Source organism: Solitalea agri, from assembly GCF_023914155.1.
Taxonomy (GTDB): domain Bacteria; phylum Bacteroidota; class Bacteroidia; order Sphingobacteriales; family Sphingobacteriaceae; genus Solitalea; species Solitalea agri.
Genome location: NZ_JAMWYS010000035.1, coordinates 51,109 through 65,882, shown reverse-complemented (window position 1 = coordinate 65,882; position 14,774 = coordinate 51,109). Strand labels below are relative to the sequence as shown.

General features: G+C 38.4%; 9 protein-coding genes. 7 read left to right on the top strand and 2 right to left on the bottom strand.

Features of this window, described 5'->3' with window-relative positions:
- The first annotated feature begins 149 nt into the window (after window positions 1–149).
- The 4 genes from NF867_RS10590 to NF867_RS10575 all read left to right on the top strand — a co-directional run bounded on the left by NF867_RS10590 (window position 150) and on the right by NF867_RS10575 (window position 7,014).
- Window positions 150–482: a hypothetical protein gene (locus tag NF867_RS10590; RefSeq protein ID WP_252587843.1), complete on the top strand. Its 333-nt coding sequence runs from the start codon at window positions 150–152 to the stop codon at window positions 480–482.
- A 195-nt stretch (window positions 483–677) separates the two neighbouring features.
- Window positions 678–2,909, top strand: a complete 2,232-nt coding sequence (locus NF867_RS10585) for a TonB-dependent receptor (RefSeq protein WP_252587840.1) — start codon at window positions 678–680, stop codon at window positions 2,907–2,909.
- A 339-nt stretch (window positions 2,910–3,248) separates the two neighbouring features.
- Entirely contained in the window at window positions 3,249–4,436 is a 1,188-nt protein-coding gene (locus NF867_RS10580) for an aspartyl protease family protein (protein WP_252587839.1), read from the top strand.
- 91 nt (window positions 4,437–4,527) lie between these two features.
- On the top strand, window positions 4,528–7,014 hold the full coding sequence (locus NF867_RS10575) for a zinc-dependent metalloprotease (protein ID WP_252587838.1): 2,487 nt from the start codon (window positions 4,528–4,530) through the stop codon (window positions 7,012–7,014).
- Window positions 7,015–7,086: 72 nt separating this feature from the next.
- Here the strand turns inward: NF867_RS10575 and NF867_RS10570 are convergent, their stop codons facing one another.
- A complete protein-coding gene (locus tag NF867_RS10570) occupies window positions 7,087–8,289 on the bottom strand; it encodes an anhydro-N-acetylmuramic acid kinase (protein ID WP_252587837.1) in 1,203 nt (400 codons plus the stop codon).
- Between the two features lie 236 nt (window positions 8,290–8,525).
- Between NF867_RS10570 and nagB the strand changes: the two genes are divergently transcribed.
- From nagB to NF867_RS10555, 3 genes are all read left to right on the top strand, one after another.
- Window positions 8,526–10,457: a glucosamine-6-phosphate deaminase gene (gene nagB, locus NF867_RS10565; protein WP_252587836.1), complete on the top strand. Its 1,932-nt coding sequence runs from the start codon at window positions 8,526–8,528 to the stop codon at window positions 10,455–10,457.
- Window positions 10,458–10,580: 123 nt separating this feature from the next.
- Window positions 10,581–11,711 (top strand): acyltransferase family protein, encoded by a 1,131-nt coding sequence (locus tag NF867_RS10560; RefSeq protein ID WP_252587835.1) that lies wholly within the window; start codon window positions 10,581–10,583, stop codon window positions 11,709–11,711.
- A gap of 111 nt (window positions 11,712–11,822) precedes the next feature.
- The gene (locus tag NF867_RS10555) at window positions 11,823–13,040 is read left to right on the top strand and encodes a carboxypeptidase-like regulatory domain-containing protein (RefSeq protein ID WP_252587834.1); all 1,218 of its coding nucleotides are present in this window, start codon (window positions 11,823–11,825) and stop codon (window positions 13,038–13,040) included.
- On the opposite strand, the gene NF867_RS10550 is transcribed toward NF867_RS10555, so the two are convergent.
- Window positions 13,033–14,562: a glycoside hydrolase family 10-like protein gene (locus tag NF867_RS10550; protein ID WP_252587833.1), complete on the bottom strand. Its 1,530-nt coding sequence runs from the start codon at window positions 14,560–14,562 to the stop codon at window positions 13,033–13,035. The two genes, NF867_RS10555 and NF867_RS10550, sit on opposite strands and share 8 nt — an antisense overlap.
- Between the last annotated feature and the right edge of the window lie 212 nt (window positions 14,563–14,774).

Here is a 14,774-nt window from a genome sequence, read left to right as displayed (position 1 = left end):
ATTGCATTAAGCTGCTCTGTGAAACACTAGCGTTTATGTACTGCTAAGTTTCACAGAGTAGGCTGATGCTTCGTCATATTGCTGACCTATAAAGACTTTGTTACCATAAGCAGCTTGTTTAAGGTTTGGCACTGCAGTATATTTGAACCGTGATTCACAGTGCAAAAAAGCGAACTCTAAAAAAGCTGTTATCAGTCTGGCTATTAGCCGTTTTTCTGATAACCTTAGTTCCATTTGCCGCCTTCCACAACCATAACAGTAAAGAAGCTGTTGATTCAACAGAACAGATTATTAAAACAAAAGACAATTCAGGTCAGTGTTTGATTTGTAACTATCATTTTGTTAAAGACTTTCTTACCGAAAGTACTTCTCCTTTTTTAATCAGCAACTTTACCTACAAAACTTATCATCCAGAGAATGTTAAACAACAACTGTTTAATATTGCTCTTAAACAGCTAAGAGGCCCTCCTTCTTTCTGTTAACCTTCCTCATTTTTATTTGAATACTCTTTGGCGCTTGGTCAAAAGCCTGCTTTTAGACTATTCAAAGTAATTCAACTATTTTCTTATTATCAAAGACATTCAAATTCGATTGTTCTTTCTATTATATATTTTATGATTCGTCATATCATACTGATATTGTGCCTTGTAATTGCCGTTTTTACTTATTCGCCAGCTATGGCCAATTCAATTACAAGTATTAGTGGTCGTGTTACCGATAAACAAACAGGCGCTCCAATACAAGGTGCCAATGTGGGTATCTCCAGTTTAAAGTTAGGGGCAACAACTAACAACAATGGCGAGTACACACTAACAAATGTTCCAAAAGCTAAATTGTTAATTGATGTTAGTCGCATGGGATATAAAACCCTTACGCAATTAGTTGACCTAACCACAACTTCAACAGCTGATTTTCAATTAGAAATTTCGGTTATTGAAGCAGATGAAGTGGTGGTAACAGGCTCCCCTATTTTGGGTAAAAACTCTAAAAACAGCACAACGATCGAAACGGTTACTAAAAAAGACCTTACTCAATCGGGAGCTACGAATATTATTGACGCCTTAAAATCTGTTCCCGGAGTATCGCAAATAACTACGGGCGGAGCCATTTCTAAACCCGTAATTCGTGGTATGGGCTATAACCGGATCGTAACACTAAGTAACGATGTTAAGCAAGAAGGGCAACAATGGGGAGATGAACACGGCATTGAGATTGACCAGTACTCGGCTTCAAAAGTGGAGGTGTTGCGCGGACCTGCAAGTTTATTCTATGGTTCGGATGCGTTAGGTGGAGTAATTAATATTATCGACCCTACTGTGCCTGCTAATGGTAATTTTAGCGGGCAATTTGCTTCTAATTACTCTACCAATAATGGCTTAACGGCTAACAATCTTCAGTTCCAGGGAAACACTAATGGTATTGTCTATCGCCTAAACGGAACTTATAAAAATGCCATGTCATTTAAAACACCAACAGAGCGTGTTTATAATAGTGCATTTAACGAAGATGACCTTTCGGGCATGGTAGGTTTTAATAAATCATGGGGATTTGCTCATCTTACCTATTCACGTTTTAATACGAAAATTGGGTTAACCGAAGGAGAACGTGATAATGCCGGGAATTTTGTGGATGTTGATGGAAATCCTGTTAGTGAGAGTGATTTAAAAAGTCGTTCAATGTTCCTTCCCTTTCAACATATTACCCACCAAAAGCTCACCTTGAACTCCAATGTGAATCTTGGCAAAGGCTTTTTGAAAACCACTGCATCGTTTCAAAACAATCAACGCAGGGAGTTAGAGGATTCATCAACTGACCCAGCAACTTATTTTTACCTGAACACTTACTCTATTGACAGCAAGTATTATTTTGAGGAGATAAATGGCTGGGCACCTGTTTTCGGCATATCGGGCACTATTCAAAACAACAGTAACAAGGGAGAAGAGGCCCTTATCCCGGCTTATGACATGTACACAGGCGGAGCGTTTGCTTATGTAAAAAAGGCATGGAATGAATTCACGCTCGATGCCGGTATAAGGTATGATGCCCGTAAATTAAACGCCAAACAGGAATATCAATTCAACTCGTTTAACAACAGTTTTTCTAATATTTCGGGATCAGTTGGAATGACCTGGCAATTAGCCGACAAATTAGGCCTTAAAGCTAATGTTGGACGTGGATTCCGTGCGCCAAACATTGCTGAACTAAGCGCCGATGGTGTTCACGAAGGGACCTTTAGATATGAAAAAGGCAATGTGAACTTAAAGCAAGAAACCTCTTTACAGTTTGACGCTGCACTTAACTGGGAAGGGAAATATGTCAGTTCTTCTTTAAATGGATACTATAATTTCATCAACGATTATATTTATTATCAAAATATCAATAATGAGCAGATAGATGTTAACGGACAACTTTACCCAGTATACAGTTATGTACAGGGCAATTCTGCCTTGCGTGGTTTAGAGTTTAGTTTAGACATTCATCCTGTTGACCACCTACATTTCGAAAACTCCATTGCCTATACCCGTGGGACCAACAATGAGACGAATACTAATTTGCCTTTTATTCCACAGGCTAAGCTGATCAATACTGTTCGATATGATTTCGAAGGAAGGAAAGATGCTTCGATTTCAAAAATATTTGTTTCTGCAGGGTTCGAAACCAGTTTTAAACAAGCTAAGGTTGATCCTTTTGAAACCACTAGCAATGGTTATTCAGTGTTAAACTCTACGATCGGGGCCACACTTCGTTCTGCTTCGGGCAAAGAACTGCTTTCGCTTTACGTTGCTGGCAGGAATCTAACCAACACTAATTATATCGATCATTTAAGTCGTTTTAAAGAAATTGGAATCGCCGGAACAGCCCGAACTATCACATTTGGAATAAGTGTTCCGTTCTCTCATCAACATTAAAAAAAATACCCTACCCAAAAGCGGGATATTTTAAGAATGTCCCGCTTTTTCTTTTAATATAAAATATGACTGATTATTTATAAATATTCTTCATAGTAAAACACGGAATAGGCCTTTTGCTGAAAATCAGCTAATTATGATTTTCCACTTAATTATCTATTAAAAATATTACATATAAAGCTAGGCCTTGGGCCTATTTTTTAGTATATTTATTATACGACTCTCAACTCAACCGATTTATTTAAATTTTCGTCACCTAAATCTTATAAAATGATTTGTTGTCTTAACATATCATTTATACAAAAACTCTTCAGGAGAATCCTGCTATGCGGCATTTTATTGTTTAGCTCATATTGTTCGTTTGCCCAATATCAATTTCTGCTTCCCGATAAAAAAGACCAACTAAGCATTCCATTTAATTTTCAGCGAAACTTAATAGTTCTGCCAGTTTTCATTAACGGCCATGGCCCTTATAATTTTATTTTAGATAGTGGTGTAAGCATTATGCTTATAACCAACCCTGATTTAAAAGATTCACTTAAATTATCTACCGGCCGGGACGTAATTATTAAGGGCTTGGGAGAAGGTGATGATCTTAAGGCAAAAATTGTAACAGGCATTCGAATGAATATCGGAAAAGCAGAGTGTTTTAATATGGCTGGGGCCATTATCCCAAAAGATGTGTTAGATCTATCATCTTACGTTGGAATGCCTGTCGCCGGAATTCTTGGATATGATTTCTTTAATAGCTTTGTGGTTAAAATCAATTACGTAAACCAGGTAATTACCATTTTTTCTCCTGATCAGTTCAAAGCATCAAGAAAATGCAAACCGGTTCCATTGCTAATCGAAAATCAGCGTGCCTATGTTTTTGCTGATGTAAAAATAAGTGACAATAAAACGATAAAAACAAAACTGATTATTGATACAGGAGCTGGCCATCCGGTTTCTTTAGAGCCTTCATCTAGTCCGGATATTAAAGTTCCTGATTCGACTTTAAATGCTTTTTTAGGCCGGGGCTTAAGTGGTCCAATTGATGGGTTTATTGGAAGAATTAAGCATTTGGCCTTTAGTGATATTGAAGTAAACAATATCATTACCTCATTCCCTAACCATGACGATGTAACAGACAAGGTTGCAAGCAACCGAAACGGAAACATTGGCAATGATTTACTTAAACGCTTTACCGTCATTTTCGATTATCAACATCAAAAAATGTTCTTAAAACCCAATGCTTACTTTAATTTACCTTTTGAGCATGATATGAGTGGACTTGAGTTAGTGACTGACAATAACAGTAGTCGCCGTTATTTTATCTCATTAGTTCAGCCTGGCTCTCCTGCCGATGAAGCAGGCTTACAAAAAGACGATGAGATCATCTCAATCAATCTAAAACCCGTTTCAGAGATGCCGGTTTCTGAAATCGATAATTTATTACGCTCAAAAAACAATCGTGGCCTCCTGATTCAGTTTCACCGTAAAAACTCTACCAACTACGTTGTATTAACCCTAAAACGTAGAGTATAACTCTGTAAAATCTCTGTTGTGCTTTCCATTTCCCTATAATTAATGGGGTGAAGATGTAGCTTTGCCGCTAACCTTACAAAAGAAAAAGCCCATGATTAAATTTTCAACAAAGCGGACGCTTATAGGAACCGTTTTGCTTGCAAGTGCCTTGACCTTACCAGCCATGGCCCAGCAAAAAACAAACATGCCAAACGGGATGAACGGCAACAATCCATCGATGATGCAGTCTCAACCAAAACAAGGCATAAAACCTTATTCAGAAGTTATAACTGCAAAAGCCATTTCCGACAAAGGACTATTTACAGTTCACAAAGTGGATGATCGTTATTTTTATGAGATCCCTGATTCATTAATGAATCGCGACTTATTATTGGTAACACGCACTTCAAAAACCGCTAACGGTTTAGGCTACGGTGGCGAGCAACTTGATTCAAAAGTTCTTCGTTTTGAAAAGTATGAACATAAAAAAGTGTTTTTAAGAGAAATCTCCTACGACATTGTGGTAGACAAGAACTCTGAAATGTATCAGTCGGTACAAAATTCAAATGTACAACCGATTATTGCCAGCTTTGATATTAAATCATTGGGCAAAGACTCTACAGGCGTTGTAGTTGATGTTACTGATTTGTTCTCTAGAGACAATCCTGCATTTACATTTCCTGAAGACCTTCGTAAAAAATACCGCATTGCTGGAGCTGACGACAGCCGTTCATACATTAGTAGTGTAAAAAGTTATCCATTAAACATCGAGGTTAAAAATGTTTTCACCTATCGAATTAATGGAGCATCTCCAGATGCAAGCGGTTCTATTGCTACCGTTGAGATCAACAACTCAATGTTGCTGTTACCTAAAGAACCAATGAAGCCGCGTTATTTTGATAATCGTGTGGGCTACTTTGCACAAACACAGGTTGATTTTAGCGCTGAGGAACAACAAGCAGGCAAAACCACCTTTATTCGCCGTTGGAGATTAGAGCCAAAAGATCTTGAAGCTTATAATCGTGGTGAGTTGGTGGAACCTAAAAAACAAATAGTTTACTACATCGATCCGGCAACTCCAGCCAAATGGCGTCCATACCTTATTGCCGGTGTAAATGACTGGAATAAAGCTTTCGAGCAGGCAGGTTTTAAAAATGCAATTATTTGTAAAGAAGCCCCAACAGCCGCAGAAGATCCTGAGTTCAGCACTGAAGATGCACGTTACTCTGTAATTCGCTACTTCGCTTCTGAAATACCAAACGCCTATGGCCCGCACGTTGCCGATCCTCGCTCAGGTGAAATTATAGAAAGCCATATTGGCTGGTACCACAATGTGATGAAACTTGTTCGTAACTGGTTCTTTATCCAAACTTCAGCTGTAAATCCAGACTCTCGTAACCTTAAGTTCAAGGATGAAGTTATGGGACAATTAATTCGATTTGTTTCTTCACACGAAGTTGGCCATACATTAGGCTTGCGCCACAACTATGGATCGAGCTTCGCTTACCCTGTTGATTCTTTGCGTTCAGCAGCTTTTACTCAAAAAATGGGTACTGCTCCATCAATCATGGATTATGCACGATTCAACTACGTTGCTCAACCTGAAGACAAAGGTGTTAATCTATATCCTGCTATAGGTGTTTACGACAAATACGCCATCGACTGGGGTTATCGTACGCTTCCGGATGCCAAAACTCCTAAAGAAGAAGAGTTGGTATTAAACAAGATGATCGTTAAGCACTCTGGTGACCCTTTATACTTTTTCGGAACAGAAACCAATCCTGCGGATCCTCGCTCACAAAACGAAGACCTGGGAAATGATGCGGTAAAAGCAAGTACTTATGGTATTAAAAACCTTAAGCGTGAATTGCCTAACCTTAACAAATGGACTTATGAAGAAGGTAAGGATTATGGTGTTCTAAAAGATATGTACTCCGAATTGACCAACCAGTGGAATCGTTATATGGGCCATGTGGCTAAAAACATTGGTGGTGTATATGAGACACCAAAATCATATGATCAGCAAGGCGATGTTTATGCTCCGGTTTCAAAAGAAATGCAAAAGAAAGCTGTTGCCTTTTTAAATGAGCAGGCATTAGCTACTCCAACCTGGTTGATTGATCAAAGTATTCTGCGCAAGTTCGACCAATCAAATGTGGTTGATCGTATCAGAGCATTTCAGACCAATATTTTAAACTCGATTTTTAGCGTTGAAAAATTATCGCGCTTAATTGAGTTCGAAACCACTAACCCTACCACATCTTACTCGGTAAGCGAATTATTTAAAGACGTTAGAGGTGGCGTTTGGACTGAATTAGCTATGGGCAAAAACATTGACACGTATCGTCGTAATTTACAACGTGCTTATGTTGAGCGTTTAGCAACATTATTAACACCTCCGGCTAACCAGGATAATGTTCCTCCATCACAGCGTCGTCCGGATCAAACTCAAACGGACATTCGTCCATTGGCTAAAACCGAACTAAAAGTTTTACAGGCACAAATTTTAGCTGCAACACCAAAATACAGCGGAATCAACAGGGCTCACCTGGAAGACCTTTCGCAACGCATCAAAGATATTTTGAATCCCAAATCATAAAACTATAAGAGCCGGAAGCAAATGCTTCCGGCTCTTTATTTTAAGTTTCAAATCTTTCAAAACAGACCTTTTCTAAGGAAGCGAAATTTTCCCCATCGTAACCTTAGGCGTTCCCCTTTCTTCATTTCCAAACAATTCAGACTGCTCTCCTGCCACTAACTCATTAGCTAATACAGCGAATAATACTGCTTCCTTTGCGTCGGGAATAATTCCCAGTTCATCCGTTGTATGAAAAACACATTCTGGCAGTTGGCTTTTAATATCCTCCATCATGCACGGATTATGAATTCCACCACCACTTCCATAAACATGAAGCTTAATATCTTTTGAAAAACAACTTTTAATTGCCTCCACAATGCCATCGGCGCTGAAACGAGTTAAGGTTCTAATTAAATCTTCTGGCGCTATGTCGCTTTTACCTATTGCTTTTAAAGCTTCGTCAACATAATTGAAATTAAAAAGCTCAGGACCAGTTGATTTTGGGAACGCTTCTTTGAAAAACGAATGTTCTTTAAGCTGATTCAATAATGCTTCATTGACTTTTCCCGACCTGGCGATCTTTCCGTCTTCATCATAAGCCATTCCCGAGTAATATTTATGAACATAAGCGTCAATCAAGGTATTTCCTGACCCAACATCCGTAGAAAACACCTTTGCGGATTCCAAATCGGCTGACAGATAGGTAAAATTGGCTATCCCACCAATATTTAACATAATTCGATCTTCACCCCTTTCAGAGAAAATCAGATAATCACCATAAACTGCCAAGGGGGCTCCTTCGCCTCCCGCTGCTATATGTTTCTGCCTAAAATCACTAATTGTAATTATACCCGTCTTCACAGCCAAATGATCTCCATCTCCAATTTGCAAAGTGGCGTTTCCAAATTTCTCCTTCTGATGTAATCTTTTGGGCGCATGAAAAACCGTTTGCCCATGACTTGCAATTAGGTCAATCGATTGCGTTTCGAAACCCCATTTCTTTAAGCAATCATTTATTAATTTCGCATGAGTTGTTGCTATATAGGGGTTTAAAACGCATAATTGCTCAAATCTGATCTCTTCTTTAGCAAAGATTTTTCTTATTTCTAGTTTAAATGTTTCATCAAATGGAATGGTTTCAAATTGAATAATTTTCACCTGCGTTGAAGGACCAGCCCCTTTAACTGAACAAAGTGCAATATCAAGTCCATCCATTGATGTACCTGACATAAGGCCAACTATTAAACGTTCACTTTTATTAGAAATAGCATTTAAGCGGGCAATTTGTTGTTTCATGTATAAGAAAAATAGGCCTTAAAAGTAGTAAATTTCATTATTTAATATTCCGAGCTTAAAACAGACCAACCAATTATCATTTTTATAATAACCCCACTGATTTAATAAATATTTTTTTTAACCATAGTCGACAAAAAAATAAAATTAAAATACTATTTTTGATGCCGACGCAAAGAAAGAATCCAGAGTTTGCCAAAAAATTATACTTAGGCTACTTTTTTTAACGAAACTTAAATATGGGCTACAGTTTAGAAAAACAAGGAAGAGCGCGCTTCGAGCGAATTCCTACAAAAATTTACAGCAATGCCTCACTTGCATCAATTGCCGTTGCTAAAGAGATTTCAGATTTAATTCGCCAACGTCAGGAAGATGGAAAGCATGTAGTTTTGGGCCTTGCAACAGGTTCAACTCCTATTAAAGTTTATAAAGAGTTAATCCGATTACACAAAGAAGAAGGACTAAGCTTTTCAAATGTCTACTCATTCAATTTAGATGAATATTATCCGATGCAGCCTGACTCTATTCATAGCTATGTACGCTTTATGGAAGAGCAGTTGTTCAATCATGTAGATATACCAAAAGGGAATTATAATATTCCAAACGGCACCTTACCCCAAGAAGATATTGCTGCTTTTTGTGCCGAATACGAGCAAAAAATAGAGGATCTTGGTGGCATTGATTTTCAATTATTGGGAATTGGAGGAAATGGCCACATCGGTTTTAACGAACCTGGATCATTACAAAACTCTAAAACCCGATTGATCACGTTGGATCATGTTACCCGTGCTGCAGCGGCAGGTGAGTTCCAGGGAATTCAAAAAGTTCCACGTAAAGCAATTACTGCTGGAGTTTCAACCATTATGAAAGCCGAACGTATTGTGCTGATGGGCTTGGGTGAAGGTAAATCAAAAATTGTAGCTGCTGCTGTTGAAGGACCTATTACTGATCAGGTGCCTGCTTCCTACCTGCAGTTGCACTCAAATACAATGTTTGTTATCGATGAACCTTGTTCAAGCGAACTAACAAAGATTAAAACACCTTGGGCGGTGGATTCTGTTGTATGGGATAACGCCATGACCAAGAAAGCGGTTTGTCACCTGGCATTAACCTTAGGCAAGTCGATTTTAAAACTTACAAATAAAGATTATAACGATAATGGTATGGGTGACTTGCTGTCGAAATACGGCCATGCGCACGACCTGAATATTGATGTATTTAACAAATTACAGCATACCATTACCGGATGGCCCGGAGGCAAGCCAAATGCCGACGACGCCACTCGTCCAGAACGAGCTCAACCGTCAAGTAAACGTGTAATTATCTTTTCTCCACATCCTGATGATGATATTATCTCAATGGGAGGTACTTTTCAACGCTTGCATGATCAGGGACACGATGTACACGTAGGCTATCAAACATCCGGAAACATTGCCGTTGCTGATGATGAAGCTCTTCGTTTTACTGAATTCGTAGTAAACTTCAATTCGAAATTCGGCTTCGACAACGAGAATGCATGTAAAGTCTTTAATGAAATTTCTTCATTCTTAAAAAAGAAGAAAGCAAGCCAAATAGACACAAACGAATTGCGTCAGATTAAAGGCATGATGCGTGTGGGAGAGGCAAAAGCAACCTGTCGATTTGTAGGTATTCCTGACCAAAACGCTCATTTTATGAATCTTCCTTTTTACGAAACAGGAGCGGTTCAGAAAAACCCGCCAACTGATAAGGATATTCAGATAACAATGGATTTGATTAAGGAAATCAAGCCTCATCAGATCTTTGCAGCAGGAGACCTTGCCGATCCACATGGAACGCATAAAGTTTGTTTAGATGTGATTTTTGAAGCATTGAAACGTCTTAAAGATGACCCTTCAAATGCAGATTGGATTGGAGATTGTTGGTTATGGCTATACCGCGGAGCTTGGGCAGAGTGGGATATTCACGAAATTGAAATGGCTGTTCCAATGAGTCCCGAACAAATACTTATAAAACGTCTTGGAATTTGGAAACATCAGTCGCAAAAAGACGGTGTTGTATTTCAAGGGCAAGATGCCCGCGAATTTTGGCAACGTGCCGAAGAGCGCAATAGTGGCACCGCACAACTTTATAACCAGCTTGGATTAGCTGATTACGCTGCAATGGAGGCCTTCGTTAGATGGCACTATTAATAATTGATAGATTGGTTGAATAAACAAAAGTGCCGGTATAATGCCGGCATTTTTGTTTTTATCTTAAATTTTCTTAAATAGCAGTCTGAACTTCAGCAAAAAAAACACAAACCAAAGCAACCAATGACAGTAAACGCAGGTGTCGCCAAACCGCGACTTTTATCATTAGATTTTTTTAGGGGAATTACCGTTGCGGCTATGATCCTGGTTAATAATCCGGGAAGCTGGTCTCACATTTATTCTCCGTTAGAGCACGCTCATTGGAATGGTTGTACTCCCACCGATTTAATCTTTCCATTTTTCTTATTCATTGTAGGTATCTCAATTGCCTATGCTTTATCAAGTCAGAAAGAACTGGAAGATCAAAGTAAAGCGATGAAGACCATTACGATAAGAGCATTGAAGTTATTCGGTCTTGGTTTATTCCTGGCCTTATATCCAAAATTCGATATCTCAACCGTTCGCATCTTAGGTGTATTACAGCGTATTGGTATCGTTTTCTTTATTTCTGCGATCATATTCTTAAAGGCGAAACCCAAAACCATTGCAATAACAGCTGGTGGTTTACTAGTTCTATACTATGTGTTAATGAACTTCGTACCTGTTCCGGGTGTTGGATATGCGAATATGGAACCTGAAACGAATCTTGCAGCATGGCTTGACCGATTGGTCTTAACCACTGATCATACTTGGAAACAATCGAAAACCTGGGATCCGGAAGGTGTGCTGAGCACCATGCCTGCTGTTGCAACCGGCTTATTAGGTATTTTATGTGGCATGTGGATGAAAAAAGAAAATGACAATGGGAAAAAGGTAGCATGGTTATTTGTAGCTGGATTTGGTGCTGCAATAGCCGGTTTAATCTGGAACTTTGCTTTTCCGATTAATAAATCCTTATGGACCAGCTCATTTGTGCTTTACACCGCTGGATTAGGCTCAATTGTTTTTGCCTGCTGCTATTGGTTAATTGATGTAAACGGTTATAAGCGCTTTACCAAACCCTTTGTTGCCTTTGGTATAAATGCTATTACTGCTTTTTTCCTTTCGGCGTTTTTTGTTAAAACACTTGGACTAATAAAAGTAACTGACGCCAAAGGCTCCTCTGAAAACATTGTACCTCATCTTTATAATGAATTTGTTGTACCGTATTTCTCTCCTAATAATGCCTCCCTAATTCATGCATTAATTTGGGTTTTATTATTTACCGGAATAATGATGTTTATGCAACGCAAAAAGATTATTATCAAGGTTTAATCACCTTATCAAAATAAAACTAAAAAAGGCTGATAATTAGAATATTATCAGCCTTTTTTAGTTTTATTTTTCCCGATTTATAAGTATATTTTATTAACATTCTATATAGTTATGAATCGGTTCGTATGCTTTCTTTTTGTATTAGTGCTAGAATTTAACCTTTTACAAGCACAGGTTATAATTCAGGGCTATACGTTTAACGAAACCAGCAAATCACCTGTAACGTACACCAGCATTGAGCTTTTTGACAAAAGCCGGGGTACTTTGAGTAATGATCATGGATATTTCGAATTACACCTTGACAGTTTACCCGCCTTAATAAAAGTTTCGTGCCTTGGCTATGAAAGTAAAATGGTACCGATACCCGATACAACTTTTCTATCCATCTCATTAAAACCAACCATTATTCATCTAAAAGAAGTACAGGTAAAATATGAAGATTATGTGACCAAACTTGTAGAACAGGCTCGTAATAAAGCACTAAAATCAAGGAAGAATCAGTTAACCGGACATGCTTTTTACCGTCAGTTTAACAACAATGATTCTATTTGTACTGAAGTGCTTGAATCGTTTTATGACGTTTGTAGCAATAATAACGGAATCAAAGGCTGGGACTTAACACAAGCTCGATATGGAATAAAGGATGTGGATACCGGAAATCGTGTTTATATCTATAATCAGTCAGTTTTAACCCGCTTTTTAAAGATCTATGCTGATGCTACGCCAGGGCTTGAAGTAGAACAACCCATCAGGCATCAAAATAAACAACGCATCTTTTATGAATTAGCTAATCAATATGAAGACCCTATGTCTGGTCAACGCATTACAGAACTCTTATTTAGGAGCGCCAAAAATAAACATGACAGCACTTATGGTCATATCTTTATTGATGAGAATACCTTTGACATCTTAAAAGTTCAAGGCACTTATATCGATAAAGACAATCAATTAATAAAACCAAGCGGTTGGGAGCGCCAAAATGTGGAGACGATTGATAAAACCCGTTTAGACTATGAGATCAGATTTAAAAAGTTAGCAGAGAATTTTGTAACGGTTGATTATATAAAAACGCGGGTTTCGCTGTTTACCATTTACAAGAAGCGGAAAATAAACTTGGTTACAGATAGCTTTTTCTATGTTTATGAGTACGACCCAGAATTAAGTGTTGAAGATATGTCGGCAGAAGTAAATGATTACGAAAATATAAAGAACCTACCTTATGACCCGGTATTTTGGTTCAACAACCCGATTATTAAACGTAACCCTATTCAGCAGCGTTTAATAACCGAGTTTGAACGCGAAAATATTATTGGAAACCTGCTTAATTAACCGGGATCGATATTAAACAATGATCCGTGCTCTCATTTTGCATCCTATCAAGACTAGACACGATGTATGTATAGGTTTGTTTGGTTTTCGCTTCCGTATCAACAAATGACAGTTCATTATATACCACTGCAATAATATTCCTTGGGTCATTAATATCAAATACCTCATTTTGCGCTATGCGATAAACAACATATGCCCTGGCATTATCACCATCACTGGCTTTTTCAGGTTCTGTCCAGCTAAGTTTTACCACGCCTGGATTTGTTTGCTCTGCGGTAATATGACCAGGTGCATTTGGTGGTATGCTATCAATCCATGGCATAGTTGGAGGCAAAGCTTTATAGCGATAATAGTTGTTTCGAAGCGTATCGGTAAATCCTTGAATATTTCGGGTTAATGATTTAGAACTGAAATAAACTTGCCCAGTGATTTCGGGATAGGACCTGGTAAATTTAATTTGCCCCGGCATATGATTTGGGTTTCTCCATGACGGATCACTGCCAATCCGATAAGCTCCCATTCCAATATAGATATGACGGCCAAAAGAATTATTTGCCCACCAGTCGGTCAATGTTTCAAAATCGGCTTTCGGATGACCGGTATTAAAGTAAACCTGCGGCAACATATAATCTACCCAGCCTTCCTCTAGCCATTTACGGGTATCAGCATATTGATTATAGTACGAAGATCCTCCACGAGTATCGGAGCCATCCGGATCCTGGTAACTATTTTTCCAGATTCCAAACGGACTAATACCAAATTTCACCTTTGGTTTCGCTGCCGACACACTATCATGCACCATTTTAACCAAAAGATCGACGTTGTTGCGTCTCCAGTCTTCAATGGTGGTAAAGCCATTCGGATATTTTTTAAAGGTTGCCCAATCCGGAATGTATTGACCAGGCTCTGGATAAGGATAGAAATAATCATCAAAGTGAATTCCGTCGACATCGTAATTTCTTACCACATCCATAATTACCGATACAATGTATTCGCGTACTTCAGGTATCCCCGGATTAAAAAGCAGCTGACCTCCATAGTTAAAAAACCATTCAGGTTTTCTTTTAGTAATATGAGTAGATGCAACCGCTCCCTTTGCACCTTTATGTGTGGCACGATACGGATTGAACCAAGCATGAAACTCCATTCCTCTTTTATGGCACTCTTCGATCATAAAATCTAATGGATCATACTCCGGATAAGGTGGACGCCCTTGCTGGCCGGTAAGCCAATAGGACCAAGGCTCTCTTCCTTTGGCATAAAAAGCATCGGCATTGGGTCTTACCTGACCATAAACAGTGTTAATTCCTGTTCGTTGATGATGGTCTAAGATATACTTGAATTCGTCTTTCTGTTCGGTCGCACTTAAATGCGTGCTACTTGGCCAATCAATATTAGCTACCGTAGCAATCCAAACGCCTCTCACCTCCCTTTTGGGAGGATAGTTTTGTTGCGCATGAACAGGAAATATATAACCTAATGTAATTATTAATGACAAAAACTGCCCAAATCTCTTCTTCATACAAATTTTAAGGTTTGTTTTACCTAATAGTAAAACCTTCTTCTTCTCAATGCGTAGAAATTATTACCCAAATTTCTGTAACATTGCTTCCAAACCTAAGTATAAATGCATATAATGCAATGGCATTAAACTTGTATCCGTTACTTAGACTCAACACTACACCTTAACCTTAATTCGGTTAAAATATTGTTAGGTCGCAAAAGTATATAAAA